The following is a 15,424-nucleotide window of genomic DNA, read 5'->3' as shown; positions in this document are numbered from 1 at the left end:
AAAACAGTAATGTTAAAGCTTAAAAAAGTTGTGACATTTAAAATTTCGGCAGCATATGGTCGAGTAAATCGCGTATTTGTTCAAAAAACAAATTATCCATATCCGGATGAAAATGCGCCGCATCAGCTGATGCAACCCCAAAAATCACCTGACCATTTTCATCTGACAGCTTGGTCAATGCTACTGAGCCGACTTCGCCACCAAATAAACGCTTAGACTCTGATTGGGTTAAGCGGCCAAAATAATAACCTTGCTGAATACGCTGACGCCAAATCTTAGCCAATTCGCTGTCAATATCATGCACGGTTATCAGCCTTACATGGGTAAAGCCGAACTCTTGCTTAAGGCTTTGTGACACCAACTGTCTTAATTGGCCTAAATCTTCACACTTTAGAATGTCTAAGGATAACTGCCGATTAAAGCGAAAAATTTTCTCGTTCTCGGTGGCTATCTTCATTAATGAGGTAATTTCTTCTTCAAGCTGGGTAACTCGGGTGCGCAGCATTTCTTGCCTGCGCTCGACCAATGACACTGCGCCGCGTTCGTGATGAGATAAACGCATCGCCAGCAATAATTCAGGGTAACGATTAAAGAACTCTGGATTTTGCAGCAAATACTCGCGGATCAGGTGCTCATCGATGGCTAAATCCTCCATCGATAATGTCGGCATGCTTAAGTCAGCGCCCAAATCAGCTGCTGCTTTGGCATTTTGGGCGAGCATTTTTTTGGTATTAATTACATCGGTCATAACTGGATTTGTCCATCAAATACATGTTCAGCAGGTCCAGTCATCCATAACGGCTTGCCCTCACCTTCCCAGTTAATGTTTAAACTACCACCGGGTAAGTCAACTTTAACTTGGTTATCTAACTTATTTTGCAAAATCCCAATGGCCACTGCAGCACAAGCGCCGGTACCACAAGCCAATGTTTCACCTGCGCCGCGCTCATAGACTCTAAGCTTAATATGGCCACGATTAACCACTTGCATAAAGCCAACGTTAACCCCTTTAGGGAAACGCTCATGACGGGTCAGCATAGCGCCAATTTCTTCCACCTCTGCAGTGGCAACATCATCCACATCTAATACACAATGGGGGTTGCCCATAGAAATGGCACCACAAAGAAACGTTTGCTTTGGGCTTGTTAATAAATAGGTTTTTTCGCTGCGTTTGGCCCGAAATGGGATTTTACTGGGCTCTGTGATAGGCACGCCCATATTCACGGTAACGCTGCCATCACGCTCTAAGCGCAGGGTCATTTTACCTGAGCTGGTGCTAACGCGGATTTTGTATTTATTGACTAACCCTTTGTTACGCACAAAACGCGCAAAGCAGCGGGCGCCATTGCCACACTGCTCAACTTCACTACCATCTGCATTAAATATGCGGTAATGAAAATCTAAATCTGGGTCGTAAGGCGGCTCGACTAATAGCAGCTGATCAAAACCGATCCCGAAGTTACGATCGGCTAATCGGCGAATTTGATCTGGCGAAAAAAACACATTCTGTGTTACGCCATCAACCACCATAAAATCATTACCTAGACCATGCATCTTGGTGAATTGGATCAAAAGTGTCTTCCTTTATCGAACTATTATGAACGTATTGATAAACTATTACGGCAGTATATGTTCACCTTGCCACAATTGTTCAATCTTTTCACGCTCACGGATCACTTGATTTTGATCTTTATCGACCATGACCTCTGCCACACGTGGACGAGAGTTATAGTTAGATGCCATCACAAAGCCATATGCCCCACTTGAACGTACAGCTAAAAAGTCACCTGCTGCCACATTTAACTGACGGTCTTTACCTAAAAAGTCACCGGTTTCACAGACTGGGCCGACCACATCATAAGCAAAGGTTTGCGCCGCAGTTTGGTTAACAGGGATAATGTTTTGCCAAGCTGAATACAACGACGGACGAATGAGATCGTTCATGGCGCCATCCACAATAGCAAAGCGCTTATCGCTGTTTTCTTTTAATGACAACACTTGAGTGACAAAAATGCCGGCGTTAGCTGCAATGGCGCGCCCGGGTTCAAATATCAATTTTAGTGGTCGATCGCCCAAGCGCTCAAGTAAGGCGGCGGCGTACACATCAGGATGCGGCGGAGTTTCACCATCATAAGTCACCCCTAAGCCACCACCGACATCGAAATGCTTAATTTCAATGCCCTGCACTGCTAAGCGGTCAATTAGCGCTAGCATTCGGTCCATGGCATCTAAAAACGGGCGCATTTCAGTTAACTGTGAGCCAATATGACAATCAACCCCTTTAACATCTAGATTAGGCAAACTATGGGCGCGAGCGAACACTTGCTCAGCTTCATCCATGGCGATACCAAATTTGTTTTCTTTAAGCCCGGTAGAAATATACGGGTGAGTGCCGGCATCCACATCTGGGTTAACTCGCAATGATATTGGGGCCACTTTACCTAAACGGCCAGCTACCTCATTAAGTTGCTCAAGCTCAGCGCTTGATTCAACATTAAAGCAATAAATACCAATATTCAGTGCTTGTTCCATTTCCGCCGTTGTTTTACCAACCCCAGAAAAAACCACTTTTTTAGGGTCGCCGCCAGCGGTAATAACCCGGGCTAATTCACCGCCAGAAACAATATCAAAGCCACTGCCTAAACGTGCTAATACGTTCAGCACCGCAAGGTTAGAGTTAGCTTTAACGGCATAACAAATTAAATGAGGGTGCGTTGCCACGGCATTATCAAAGGCATGCCAATGGCGCTCTAAGGTTGCGCGCGAATAAATATATAGCGGCGTACCATGCTCACGAGCCAATTGCTCTACTGAGCAGCCTTCAGCAAATAAGCTGTCTTGTTGATAAATAAAATGATCCACTATGCGATTCCTTGTTTATTATTCTGTAATACTTTTATGCGATAAAGGCGGCTTTAACCTAGCTTTTGAGGCAATTGTTGAGACTGAGTCTGAGGTTTAACTTGGTTTTCCTCAAGGGTAGACTCTGGCGGTTTTCGCTGTTCCTGATTGGTTTCTGCGTCAGGAGTTTTATATAAAGGGCCTTTTTGTCCGCAGCCTATAATGGATAGGCTAGCAAGCATTACGAATAAAAACAGTCTCATTTTTCTCAACATTCTATGCATCTGGGGAGTTATAGCCTTATAATCGCATTCATAACCTAGAAAGCACAAGGATTGAAATGCATGGCTATGACAGATACAGAGTTTCATCAATTGGCAGATGAGATGTTCAGCAAGATAGAAAATGCCATTGAAGCTGCTATTGACGAGCAAGATGCCGATGTAGACATCAATGCCAGTGGTAATGTTTTACAGCTTGAGTTTGAAGATGGTTCGCAAATCGTCATCAATAAACAAGAGCCGTTACATGAGCTCTGGATTGCGACTCGCTTTGGTGGTTATCACTTTGCGTTAGTTGATGGAAAGTGGTTTGATGAGCGTAATGACAATATATTCATGCCGTTTGTGATTGAGTCGATTAAAAAGCAAAGCGGTATTTCGCTGGCGATTTAATCCCTCAGGTGTACTAGCTCAAATTGTCGATATCTAAAGTGATAATGTCAGCAAAACTGAATTGGGTTTAGAAGTCTGAACTCAATTCATTTATCATCACCCCAAATGGCACCACGTTTAACTCACCGTTTATTCTTTCTAATTTAAAAAATTGCGGCATATTAAAATAATGCTGTGATGATACCCCCTGCTCAAACGCAAAGCTGTGGCTTTCTTTTTCCACCAACTCCTGCATCGACATATTTTCATATAATTGATGTTTAAGCTCGTTTGCTTCATCAATAATAAACACATCTAAAACATCAGGTCGCTGGCGTAAAAAGTATTGCTTTGCCCCTTTGGAAATATACAACTTAATCACATTGGGGATACCGCCGTAGGGATCAGCTTTGATGATGGCAGCTGGCGCATTCAGCTGCGGCTTTTTAAAACGCTGCACTTTTATCGGCCCAGCTTTAACCGCGTCATCACCCAAGAGGTTATACACCAAACCCATGGGATTAAAATATAAACCATAACGATGGCCGCCAAGCTGTAACGGATGCATTAACCCTGAGAAAGTGCGCGCCTCATAACAGTATTTGACGCATTGAGAAAAAATCCCCTGCAGCGCATCATGTAATTGTTTTTTCAGCCGCTGGGCACAGGCGACAATATTAATTTCTACTTGCTCAGGTTTACATTTTAAGCCTATAGCAACAAAAGACAGCGCCTCTAATAATCCCAATGGACCTTTAAAACGATGACAATGCCACTCGCCCCAACTATTGAGACAAATGATATCAATGGTAGACAACATATTTTGCTGTTTTTTGCCTAAGGAAAAAACATTGGAGTTCATGTAATCAATCATGATCTCTTGCCCTTGCCACTTGATGGTTGGGTCTTTATCAAGATTGGCCACAACAATAATTTTTTTATAAAAAAATGGCTGACACAATTCAGCTTTGGAGACTTTGCTTGTCGCCGTCATCAACGGATTAAGGCTTAATGCCAATTGAGTCAAGCGGGCTTTACGGTGTTTACTGCGGCCATACTCTTGCCACTGAGTGTCCGCAGTAGAAATATCATTCATCACCGCCCACGCAATCAATGCTGTGGGTGTGTCGGCTTTAATAATGGCTGACTCACCCAATAGCTGCCCAGAATTATGCGGCTGTCGATATAAGTAAAATCGTGACTCTTTAAGGCTATGGATAATGGTTAAATGAGGCTCGATTATTGAGCCGCTCCACAGCTTGTTTAAAGGTAATAATTGATGCTCATCGTCACTGAAATAAGTATGAAGTTTACGGGCAAGGATCCCTAATTCTTCCACTCTAAAGCGATCGCTTAATGCTTGTTTTGAGGCAAAGTCCAATAAGGTGCGATAACTGATTAGTAGCAATTCATTAAGCTGCTTGTTAAACCATTTAAGTTGCCCTGAATGCCAGTGCTGGCTGTTATCCAGTGTTTCTAACAAACTATGGGGCCAACCCCAGTCCTCAACCAATTGCTGCATTTTATCTCTGCGCCAATCTCTGGCCACGCAGCGATTTGTTAAGTTAACACCGCACTTAAGATAAAAACAGCGGCGGACAATTTCGAGGCGGCGCGTGTCCCGTCGCCCGAGTAGATATGCTTCAATACGCTGATATAAAATTAAATAGGCATCATTGGATTCAGCAAAATCCCCTTGCAGGCACTGTTGCCAAATCTGCTGGGTAATAAAATTTGCTTGCGGGTACTCTGCGGCATAGGTTTCCAGCAGCAATACCTTAAGCAAGGCTTTATGGGGTTTATTGAGCCCCTTATAGAGTTGCCATAATGAGGCGCCAAAATATTCAGTTGCCGGCATGGATTGTACATCGCCTAAAAACAACACTTCGTTATCAGCGTCAGCACCCGGCCACCACCCCGCCGCTTTACCAGACAAACGAATATGGGAGCGATAAAATTCTTCTAATAATAACCAATGCTGGGTGCTGCCACTGTGCTCTTCGCCAAGGGAGCTGTAACAATTATCAAATGCGCTGCATTCTCTAAACTGTAATGGGTGTACCAGATAAAAATTCACTTCAAAATCAAAACTTGCAAACCACTGAGTCAATTGGTCTGTTTTTTCAGTAACTAATGCTAAATCAGCATGACTTAAGCTTGATTTGTAAACCAACCACACATCAACATCACTTTTAGGGTTTTGGCCAAAACTTGCGGTGCTGCCCATGGAATACACTCCTTCGAACGCACTGGGCTGGGCTGCTTGCAGATCTAAACTGGGTAAATGCAGACTGTGACGCGCCTGTTCCATAGCAGGTGTCATGTCAAATTGGCTGATCCCAAAAGGCGTTAAAGCGGAGTTACTGCCGGGCAGTTGCACATTATGATGATGGATCAAATAAGGAATGATATCGAAAAGCTGTTGCTGAATTGGCGACAATAAGGATTTAACCCGTTCATATCGAACAAGATTGAGTTGATTAGCTATCTCGATGGAGCGATAAACCTTTTGATTCAAAGTATCATCCTGTTACTAGCACTAAGTTACTAATTATCAACATACTGCAGCGCAGTTAAAAACCATGTTGATTAGCGTTAAATAAATTAGTAGAAACGTGATCATGTTAGCACTTTTATTTAAATACACCAGCAAATGAGATCTGTATCACAAAAAAACTACGTGCATAGTTCAAACAATCGCTATCGATTTGTTACATCTGCTTTCTGGCAATGTTAGCATTATTGCAATTAAGTCTATTGATGGAACTCTTTGGCATGTCTCAAAATGTTATTCGTATCGCTACACGTAAAAGCCCACTTGCAATGTGGCAAGCAGAATTCGTAAAAGCAGAACTTGAACGTATTCATTCAGATTTAACCGTAGAGCTATTACCAATGAGCACAAAAGGAGACGTTATTTTAGATACGCCTCTGGCTAAAGTTGGCGGTAAAGGTCTTTTTGTTAAAGAACTTGAAGTTGCCATGCTTGAAAATCGCGCTGATATCGCGGTGCATTCAATGAAAGATGTACCGGTAGACTTCCCTGAAGGTCTAGGTTTACAAGTGATTTGTGAGCGTGAAGATCCACGTGATGCATTCGTATCAAACACTTACAAAACCATTGAAGAATTACCACAAGGCGCTGTTGTGGGTACTTCAAGTCTTCGTCGTCAATGTCAAATCCGTGCGGCTCGCCCAGATCTCGTCATTAAAGACTTACGTGGCAATGTCGGTACTCGCTTAGCTAAATTAGATAGCGGCGATTACGATGCGATTATCCTTGCTGCTGCAGGTCTTATCCGCCTAAAACTTGATGAGCGTATTGCCAGCTTTATTTCAGCTGAAGACTCACTACCTGCAAATGGCCAAGGCGCTGTCGGCATTGAGTGCCGCATGAATGACGAACGCGTTAAAGCATTGCTTGCGCCACTTGAGCATTTAGAAACTCGTTACCGTGTTTTTGCCGAAAGAGCGATGAATATGCGCTTAGAAGGTGGCTGTCAGGTACCAATCGGTGCTTATGCTGAAATTGATGGCGATAGCTTACATCTTCGTGGCCTAGTGGGTAACCCTGATGGCAGCCAAATCATTGAAGGTAATGTGACTGGTTTAAAAACTGATGCGGTTGCATTAGGTGAGCAACTGGCTGAAGATTTACTTAGCCGCGGTGCTAAAACCATTCTAGACGCTGTTTACAACCAGTAATCGAGATGAAAGTCTTACTGTCGCGCCCTGAGGGGCGCAATCAAGCTATGGCAGATAAGCTTAAAGCGAAAGGAGTCGACTTCATGGTCACTCCTTTATTAGCTGTGGTACCTACTCACAACCGGATTAACCCCAACACCCTCACCCAAGCTGACAGCTTAATTTTTATTAGCACTAATGCGGTAAAGTTTGCAGCCATTAGCCTTAATGATAAATTTCCAGATTGTCGCTATTACGCCGTTGGCCAAGCCACCGCTGATGCCCTGTCGCAATATAACATCACTCCTGAAATTGCCCCTGAAGACAGCCAGGACAGTGAAGGCTTATTATCACTGACATCATTAAGCGATATTAAAAATCAACACATTGTTATCGTAAGAGGTATTGGCGGCCGCGAAACTATCGCTGAGCAACTGACTCTCAGACAGGCCAATGTTTGCTACTGGGAAGTCTACCAACGCAGCCTGCCAAAGCTAGATTCAGCCTTGGTTTGCAGTCAGTGGCAGCAATTCGGCATTGATACCATAATCGTCACCAGTGGCGATGTGCTAGAGAATCTAATTAAACTTGTTCCAAAAGAGTTATTTGCATGGTTGCAATCATGTCATATCATAGTCCCCAGTAATCGAGTGGAGCAAAGAGCAAAAATAGTCGGGTTAACTCACGTCACCAATGCAAGTGGCGCGAATACTCAAGCTGTTTTAGCTGCATTATCTGTTTAATCATTAGCGAGTCATTTGTATTTGCGATAATGTTTAATCCTGCCAAACTGTAACTTTGCCTTATCGTGTTTTTGCTCGCATTAATGATTTGGTCGCACTGTGGATGATCAAACTAGGTACTCAAGGACAGCTCATGGAACACAACAAACAAGATCCTAATCAACAAGCTCATTCAGACAATGATGTGATTGAATCAACTCCTGTTATCGAAGCAGATAAAGTGAGCGAACCTGAGTCAGAAAATCCCTCATCAACCACACAAAAGCAAGCCACAAACTCTGAGGCTAGCCCAGAAAAAAAACACCGTAGTAAAAGTTCATGGTGGGTGCGTTTCAGTATTCTTATTTGCCTGATCATTGCCATTGGCGGAATAGGCCTAAGCTATCTGCTATGGATGGAACTGCAAGAGCAAAAACAGCAGCTGCAAACTCAAAACCAACAAACCAGCGTAATAGGTAGTCAAGTCACGCAAGCGCTGGTAGAACCCAATAAACGCATTGCAGTATTAGAAGCCCAGCAACAGCAAAATTCACAGGCTTATCAGCAACAAGCGCAGTTAGCTAAATCACAACAGCAATTACAGCAACGGGTCGCTACACTAGCTCAGCGTAATCCAAATAACTGGATGGCATCTGAAGCTGAATACTTAGTCCGTATGGCAGCTAGAAAACTGGCTCTTGAAAACGACCCTAAAACAGCAGCAAGTTTATTAACATCTGCTGATGAGCGTATTGAAGCAATGAAAGATCCCACCTTATTGCCGATACGCCGCGCACTTGCCAATGATCTCGCCCGAACTAATTCCATCAAAACCACTGATGTGGCAGGCACCATTTACGCTATTGATGGCATACTTAATCAGTTAGATACCTTGCCATTGAATCGCGCTAAAGCCCAAGCAGCAGAAGACTTGGCGGAGCAAAATGCCATCTCAGATTCAGTAGATGACTGGCAAAGTAATTTAGCCAAGACTTGGCATTCAGTAACGGATGGTTTTATCACTATTCGTAAGCGCACTACAGATCTTGAGCCGCTACTAGCCCCAGATCAGCAATGGTATCTGGTTGAAAATATCCGCAATAAATTACTCCAAGCTCAGTTAGCCCTGTATCAACATGATCAAGTTAATTATCGCCAATCGGTTGGCTTTGCGCGAACGTGGATCCAGCAATACTTTGATTTAGACGAAGATAAAACCCAAGAAGCGCTGCGGGCTTTAGATGCACTAATGACGGTCACCATTGAAGAAATAAACCAGCAAAAATTTGAGTCTACCCGATTACTTCAGCAGCTCATTACTTACGGTGAGTTGGTTCCAGCAGAGGAACCACAGTCATGATTAAAACTCTTGCATATGTGATTATCATTTTAATCGGTTTTTGTATCAGCCCATTTATCATCGGCAACACAGGCTATATTTATATTGCGGCGGGCGATTATCAAATAGAAACCAGTTTAGTCTTTGGTTTACTGGGGTTAATTTTATTTTATGCAGCGCTACAGATAGTTGAATGGCTGATTATTTTCCTACTGAATATCATTATTCATAGCCGCTATTTACCTGATCGCTGGCGCAAACAAGCCGCTAAAAAACATACCTTACAAGGGGCCTTAGCACTGGCAGAAGAAGACTGGCCTAGTGCTGAAAAAGCCATGTCTAAAGGCGCAGCAAAAGGCGAACTGCCGGCTTTGAATTTATTTGCCGCCGCCCGCGCTGCTCATCATCAACACAATAGCCAAGCCCGTGATCAATATTTAGCTCAAGCGGCAGAAGATCCGCTAGCACAAACCGCAGCCAGAACCTCAAAAACTCGCTACCTTATCCAACAGGGTCAATTAGCTGAGGCGAGAATAGAGCTACAATTACTCAATCCAACCAGTAAAAGTAAAACCCCAGTGCTAAAATTAGCCTTGGATTTATATCAGTTACAGGGTGACTGGCAAGCATTAAAGTTACTTTTACCTGCTATTAAAAAACGTCAAATCGTTACTGATGAGATATTTAATAATATAGAGCAACAAACTAATATTGCCCTATTGACTGCTGCAACTGAATCTAACGAACAAGATCTTGAGAAGTGTTGGCACTGGCTTAGTAAAACAGAGCGCAGTCAACCGACTCTCATCGCCATTTATGCTCGCGGCTTATGCCAGTATGAACGTAAAAAAGATGCCTTAAAGCTGCTTTCTAAGAGTTTGAAAGTCGAACCCAGTAACAGCATTTTATCGGCCTTGCCCCACATACTAGATGCTGACGATGATGAAATAAGAAAACTACTGCAACGTTACCAGCAAACCCATGAGCATGATGCTGGATATCAAGTGTGTTTAGCCAAGTTAGCCATGCAAAAACGTGATACTAAAGTCGCAAAAGAGCACTGGACAAAAGTATGTGACGTATCACCATTACGACAGCATTGGTTGGCATTAGCGCAAGTGCAAGAGCAACTCGGTGAAAATACCGCTGCACTACAAAGTTATCGAAAAGCGGCTAATGCTAGCGAGTAAAACTTGTGCAAATATTAAGCAATAATTTCATAATGAATTAATCGCTTTCTATAATCAGTTAGACACTAAAGCCTGCCATTTGGCAGGTTTTTTTATCGCTTTTTTCTACGTGAAACAAGCTAATCTAGCAACAAATATCTCATGAATAGCCTACCAACATCACCTAATTCTAATGTATTAAAAATTTAACATTTGCCTGTAATCACTTAGTTGTACTGATTTACAAGACTTTTCTATTTCCCTCTTAAATTCATTAGTTTATTACGAAGAACTAGATGGTCAAAAAATTGACCTATAGTAAGGCTACTGCTAAAATTGTTAACTTGCGGTTAATTTAACTTTCAAACTTATAACAGCAAATGCCTCGATATGCATAGTTATGCTAACACTATGAATATCAGGTTAAATGCGGGTTATTGGAGCTAAGGTCATGAGTTCTGTTGTAACGACAAAAAATGGTGTTTTAAATTCAACTAATGGAGAGATTACTCTCACATTGAACAATGAAACAAAAAACATTCTTCCAGGAGATACTATTCCTGCAGGGGCAGAACTCCAAGTAGCCGATGGCATTGCGTTTGTGGTGACCTTTGACGATGGCACTATTCTCAATGGTGACAACATAGCTGATAACTTATCGGCCGAAACTATCATAGATATGACCACAGATGAGCTCACTGAGATTGAAGCCCTACAGGCATTAATTGAATCCGGTGAAGATCCAACCGCTGAACTACCTGAAACCGCAGCAGGTGAGACAGCAACAAATCAAGGTGGTAGTGATTTCGCTTCATTAGCTCGTGAAGGCTCGGAAACTATTGCTACAGCAGGCTTTGATACCTCTTTTGATGCACCAGATATTTTAACCGCGAGTCTTTCATTAGGTGATGATGGCGTTGATGCGCTAAATAACAACTTTAATGTAGCTCAGTTTACCGATAATTTTGTCAATGGCGTATCCTTTACCACCTCTTCTGGATTATCAGGTTTTACCGGTGATTTGGGTTCACCGGGATCATTTGCTTACCTTCCTGGCGACACTATTACTTTCATGGTCGGTGGCGTCACTATTGCTACTTTTAGCGCCGATGTTATTCAAGGGGATATTTTATTCCTACAGGATATTGCTGGTACTTTGCTGTCAGATACCAACATGGATTATGTTGAGAACATGGCTATTTTCCTTCAAGCCTTGGATAACGATTTATCCGACGGTATTGATGACGGTATTTTAAATACCAATAGTCTGATCAATAATGATGACAGCTACAGCACTAATATCAATATCTTATTATCCGTTCACGAAGCATTAGCCAATTATATTGATCCCACCACGGGCCAACCATTAAATATAGCAACAGCAGGTAAAGAGATGATCTCTCAAGTACTTGCTGAATTAGGTATTATTTTTACCCGTGATACCGAAAGACAAGAAGATGGCCAAAATGTATTTGAAACCATTGCGATGGAGCATGTTGCAGATACCATTGATGACATTGCAGGCGATAGAACCCCTGATGAACATGACGAACGTACCGTAGATATCCTTGACGTACCCGGTGGGTTAATTACCTACAACTATAATGAATTAGATGGTCAAATTACTTTCTCAGCCAACGATTTACTAGAAGGTGCTGTAGGCCAACAGGTTATCGACCAAAACTTATTGGTTAGCAATGTTAGACTCAGCGCAGCTTTTGAGGACATTGGGACTTTACAAGATTTAGGTGATGGCAATTTTGTCATTATCTTAAATGAAGGTATTACCCAATACGATCTTGAAGGCCTAAGTATTGATTACCGTGTAGAAGATTGGACCGTCTTCAGAGACGTCACTTCAGCGACCCAAGATCAATATAAATCACATCTATCTGCTAATATTCCAGATGTTTTTGAAGATGTTGGTTTTAATCAATTCACTTTAAATAGTGAACTCACATTTGAAACCGATCAAGAACTGTTCATCACTTTCACCAGTGAATTACTCAGTGAGCAACTCGGTTACCCAATTGCCGAATATGCTGATGATTATTTAGTTCCTCTTGAATACTCGAATGATGGTGGCCTAACGTGGCAGACCATGACTGTAGGAGGGATTGATTCAAGTGCTGATCTTGCTAGACCTATATTTAGCTTCAACCTTGAAGCAGGTAACAATAGCATCCTAATTCGCGTGCCTATTTTTGATGATGCCATTATTGAACCAACTGAATATTTCAATGCCATTGTTACTGGTGAAAATGTTTATGATGAAGAACTAGAATTTGCCATTTTTGATAACGACGGTAACGGTTCAGACTTACCTGTTGTCGATATTGACTACGCCGTTGTTGTAGAAGGAATGGAGTTTGCATTATTCACGCTGACGTTAAGTGAACCAAGCACAGAAACCATTACCCTTGATTATAGCTCAGAAGAGCTAACCGCTTTATTCGGTGAAGATTTCACTAATGTAAGTGGCACTGTGACTTTCCTCCCTGGTGAAACTACAGCTTATATTAGCGTCCCTATTACAGATGATTTAATCGTAGAAGGTAGCCCTGAATTTGCGCTAATAAACTTATCTAATCCAACCAATGCTGTACTAGGTGATACTCAGGCTACGTTACGTATTTATGATAATGATCTTCCTGATAATACAACCATTACTTTAGATATTGATCCCGTCACTGGCGATAACATACTGACGCCAGATGAAGCGACTGGCACGATTACAATTACAGGTACCGTGACCGCTGATGCTTCTATCACTACCGGTATCATTATGTTGACCATTAATGGTCAAGAATACCAAGCGATTATGCAATCTGATGGTACATTCTCAGTAGATGTCGATGCGACTGACTTATTAAACGATCCCGACACTGTAATTGATGGCATTGTATATGGATACGGCGCTGATGGTGCTAAGGGCACAGCAACTTCTACAGAAGACTACGATATTCCTACTGTGGCAGAAAATGACAGCATTATTGTTGCAGAAGACACTATCGCTGCAGGTAATGTTCTAGATAATGATACCGATACCGATGACACACTCACTGTTATTCGTTTCGAAGTTAATGGCGAAACATACTCAACTGGTACGTCAGTAACATTAGATGATGGCGTGTTAGTTATAGATGCTGATGGCAGTTATTCGTTTACCCCAAATGAAAACTGGAACGGTAACGTACCGGTGATCACCTACACCACCAACACGGGATCAACAGCGACCTTAACCATTGAAGTCACCCCGGTTGATGATGCATCGGTATTAGTGAACGACACCAACACGGTCGCCGAAGACACACCCGCCACCGGTAACGTACTGGATAATGATGCTGATGTGGATAACACCTTAACCGTGGCCACCTTCACTGTGGCAGGCGATGCCACCATTCATGATTCGGGCGATACCGTGTCTGTCGAAGACGGCAGCTTAATCCTAAATGAAAACGGCACCTATACCTTTACCCCAAATGAAAACTGGAACGGTAACGTACCGGTGATCACTTACACCACCAACACGGGCTCAACAGCGACCTTAACCATTGAAGTCACCCCGGTTGATGATACAGCGGTATTAGTGAACGACAGCAACACGGTCGCCGAAGACACACCCGCCACTGGTAACGTACTGGATAATGACGCTGATGTGGATAACACCTTAACCGTGGCCACCTTCACTGTGGCAGGCGATGCCACCATTCATGATGCAGGCGATACCGTGTCTGTCGAAGGCGGCAGCTTAGTCCTAAATGAAAACGGCACCTATACCTTTACTCCAAATGAAAACTGGAACGGTAACGTACCGGTGATCACTTACACCACCAATACGGGCGATACAGCGACATTAACCCTTGAAGTGACGCCTGTTGATGATAATACGGTACTTGAAAATGACAGCAATACTGTTGCTGAAGATACCGTCGCTGAAGGTAATGTTCTCGATAACGACGGCGATATCGATAACGACTTAACCGTGGTGAGTTTTGAAGTTGATGGTGTCACTTATACTGCTGGTACAGAAGTTACCGTTGAAGGCGGAACCCTCGTCATCAATGAAGATGGAGCTTACACCTTCACCCCTGAAGCTAACTGGAATGGCCAAGTTCCAGTTATTACTTACACCACCAATACTGGTGATACGGCAACATTAACCCTCGAAGTCACCCCTGTTGATGATGCTGCGGTACTTGAAAATGACAGCAATACTGTTGCTGAAGATACCGTCGCTGAAGGTAATGTTCTCGATAACGACGGCGATATCGATAACGGCTTAACCGTGGTGAGTTTTGACGTTGATGGTATCACTTATACTGCTGATACAGAAGTTACTGTCGATGGTGGCACCCTAAACATTAATGAAGATGGTGCTTACACCTTCACCCCAGAAGATAATTGGAATGGCCAAGTTCCGGTTATTACTTACACCACCAATACGGGCGATACAGCGACATTAACCCTTGAAGTGACGCCTGTTGATGATACTGCGGTACTTGAAAATGACAGCAATACTGTTGCTGAAGATACCGTCGCTGAAGGTAATGTTCTCGATAACGACGGCGATATCGATAACGGCTTAACCGTGGTGAGTTTTGACGTTGATGGTGTCACTTATACTGCTGGTACAGAAGTTACTGTCGATGGTGGCACCCTAATCATTAATGAAGATGGTGCTTACACCTTCACCCCAGAAGATAATTGGAATGGCCAAGTACCGGTTATTACCTACACAACCAATACTAGTGACACTGCAACACTGACACTCGAAGTGACTCCGGTTGATGACCCAAGTGACTTTACAGATCAAAGCTTCAGCTACGCTGAGAACCAGACCGAAGGCGCTGAAATTGCCACGGTCGATGCCAGCGACTTAGACGGGATCGTGGGCTTTGTCTTCACCGACACGGGCACCAACACCAGCCAAGATGGGTTCTTCCAAATTAACAGCAGTGGTGTCATTACCATTACCGCCTTAGGCGCAAGCTCTGCGGTCAATGACTTTGAGAC

At 43.1% G+C, this 15,424-nt stretch carries 11 protein-coding genes; 6 read left to right on the top strand and 5 right to left on the bottom strand.

Translation table 11 applies throughout. The features are described from left to right. Window positions 1-37 precede the first annotated feature (37 nt). The 4 genes from AB4140_RS11785 to lptM form a co-directional block, all read right to left on the bottom strand. Complete coding sequence (locus AB4140_RS11785; RefSeq protein WP_102440240.1) at window positions 38-670, bottom strand: DUF484 family protein; 633 nt, start codon at window positions 668-670, stop codon at window positions 38-40. A gap of 74 nt (window positions 671-744) precedes the next feature. Then, window positions 745-1,572: a diaminopimelate epimerase gene (gene dapF / locus AB4140_RS11780; protein WP_102440233.1), complete on the bottom strand. Its 828-nt coding sequence runs from the start codon at window positions 1,570-1,572 to the stop codon at window positions 745-747. A gap of 45 nt (window positions 1,573-1,617) precedes the next feature. Continuing rightward, complete coding sequence (lysA, locus tag AB4140_RS11775) at window positions 1,618-2,862, bottom strand: diaminopimelate decarboxylase (RefSeq protein WP_102476048.1); 1,245 nt, start codon at window positions 2,860-2,862, stop codon at window positions 1,618-1,620. Window positions 2,863-2,915: 53 nt separating this feature from the next. Continuing rightward, complete coding sequence (gene lptM, locus AB4140_RS11770) at window positions 2,916-3,104, bottom strand: LPS translocon maturation chaperone LptM (protein ID WP_241901024.1); 189 nt, start codon at window positions 3,102-3,104, stop codon at window positions 2,916-2,918. An 81-nt stretch (window positions 3,105-3,185) separates the two neighbouring features. On the opposite strand from lptM, the gene cyaY reads away from it, so the two are divergent. Then, window positions 3,186-3,515: an iron donor protein CyaY gene (cyaY, locus tag AB4140_RS11765; RefSeq protein WP_076539407.1), complete on the top strand. Its 330-nt coding sequence runs from the start codon at window positions 3,186-3,188 to the stop codon at window positions 3,513-3,515. Between the two features lie 67 nt (window positions 3,516-3,582). Here cyaY and AB4140_RS11760 read toward each other — a convergent pair whose 3' ends face one another. Further along, window positions 3,583-6,012: a class I adenylate cyclase gene (locus AB4140_RS11760; protein WP_372001036.1), complete on the bottom strand. Its 2,430-nt coding sequence runs from the start codon at window positions 6,010-6,012 to the stop codon at window positions 3,583-3,585. Window positions 6,013-6,269: 257 nt separating this feature from the next. Between AB4140_RS11760 and hemC the strand changes: the two genes are divergently transcribed. The 5 genes from hemC to AB4140_RS11735 all read left to right on the top strand — a co-directional run. Continuing rightward, window positions 6,270-7,199 carry a hydroxymethylbilane synthase gene (hemC, locus tag AB4140_RS11755; protein WP_102440236.1) on the top strand — a complete coding sequence of 310 codons (930 nt, stop codon included), beginning with the start codon at window positions 6,270-6,272 and terminating at the stop codon, window positions 7,197-7,199. Between the two features lie 5 nt (window positions 7,200-7,204). Then, window positions 7,205-7,921 (top strand): uroporphyrinogen-III synthase, encoded by a 717-nt coding sequence (locus tag AB4140_RS11750; RefSeq protein ID WP_102440237.1) that lies wholly within the window; start codon window positions 7,205-7,207, stop codon window positions 7,919-7,921. A gap of 133 nt (window positions 7,922-8,054) precedes the next feature. Beyond that, window positions 8,055-9,260 (top strand): uroporphyrinogen-III C-methyltransferase, encoded by a 1,206-nt coding sequence (locus AB4140_RS11745; RefSeq protein WP_157936125.1) that lies wholly within the window; start codon window positions 8,055-8,057, stop codon window positions 9,258-9,260. After that, entirely contained in the window at window positions 9,257-10,429 is a 1,173-nt protein-coding gene (locus AB4140_RS11740; protein ID WP_102440239.1) for a heme biosynthesis HemY N-terminal domain-containing protein, read from the top strand. Before AB4140_RS11745 ends, AB4140_RS11740 begins: the two co-directional genes overlap by 4 nt. 430 nt (window positions 10,430-10,859) lie before the next feature. After that, a partial coding sequence (locus tag AB4140_RS11735; protein ID WP_372001034.1) for a retention module-containing protein occupies window positions 10,860-15,424 on the top strand: 4,565 nt, incomplete at its 3' end.

This window comes from Shewanella sp. 10N.286.51.B2 (genome assembly GCF_041469265.1).
In the GTDB taxonomy this organism is placed as follows: domain Bacteria; phylum Pseudomonadota; class Gammaproteobacteria; order Enterobacterales; family Shewanellaceae; genus Shewanella.
Note: the sequence above shows the minus strand (reverse complement) of the source record. Positions and strands in the feature narration are given on the sequence as shown.

Excerpts from the sequence above, each read along its gene's own strand:
- lptM (WP_241901024.1), bottom strand. The coding sequence starts at position 3,104 with ATGAGACTGTTTTTATTCGTAATGCTTGCTAGCCTATCCATTATAGGC.
- AB4140_RS11745 (WP_157936125.1), top strand. The coding sequence starts at position 8,055 with ATGGAACACAACAAACAAGATCCTAATCAACAAGCTCATTCAGACAAT.
- hemC (WP_102440236.1), top strand. The coding sequence starts at position 6,270 with ATGTCTCAAAATGTTATTCGTATCGCTACACGTAAAAGCCCACTTGCA.
- AB4140_RS11750 (WP_102440237.1), top strand. The coding sequence starts at position 7,205 with ATGAAAGTCTTACTGTCGCGCCCTGAGGGGCGCAATCAAGCTATGGCA.
- cyaY (WP_076539407.1), top strand. The coding sequence starts at position 3,186 with ATGGCTATGACAGATACAGAGTTTCATCAATTGGCAGATGAGATGTTC.
- AB4140_RS11740 (WP_102440239.1), top strand. The coding sequence starts at position 9,257 with ATGATTAAAACTCTTGCATATGTGATTATCATTTTAATCGGTTTTTGT.
- AB4140_RS11785 (WP_102440240.1), bottom strand. The coding sequence starts at position 670 with ATGCCGACATTATCGATGGAGGATTTAGCCATCGATGAGCACCTGATC.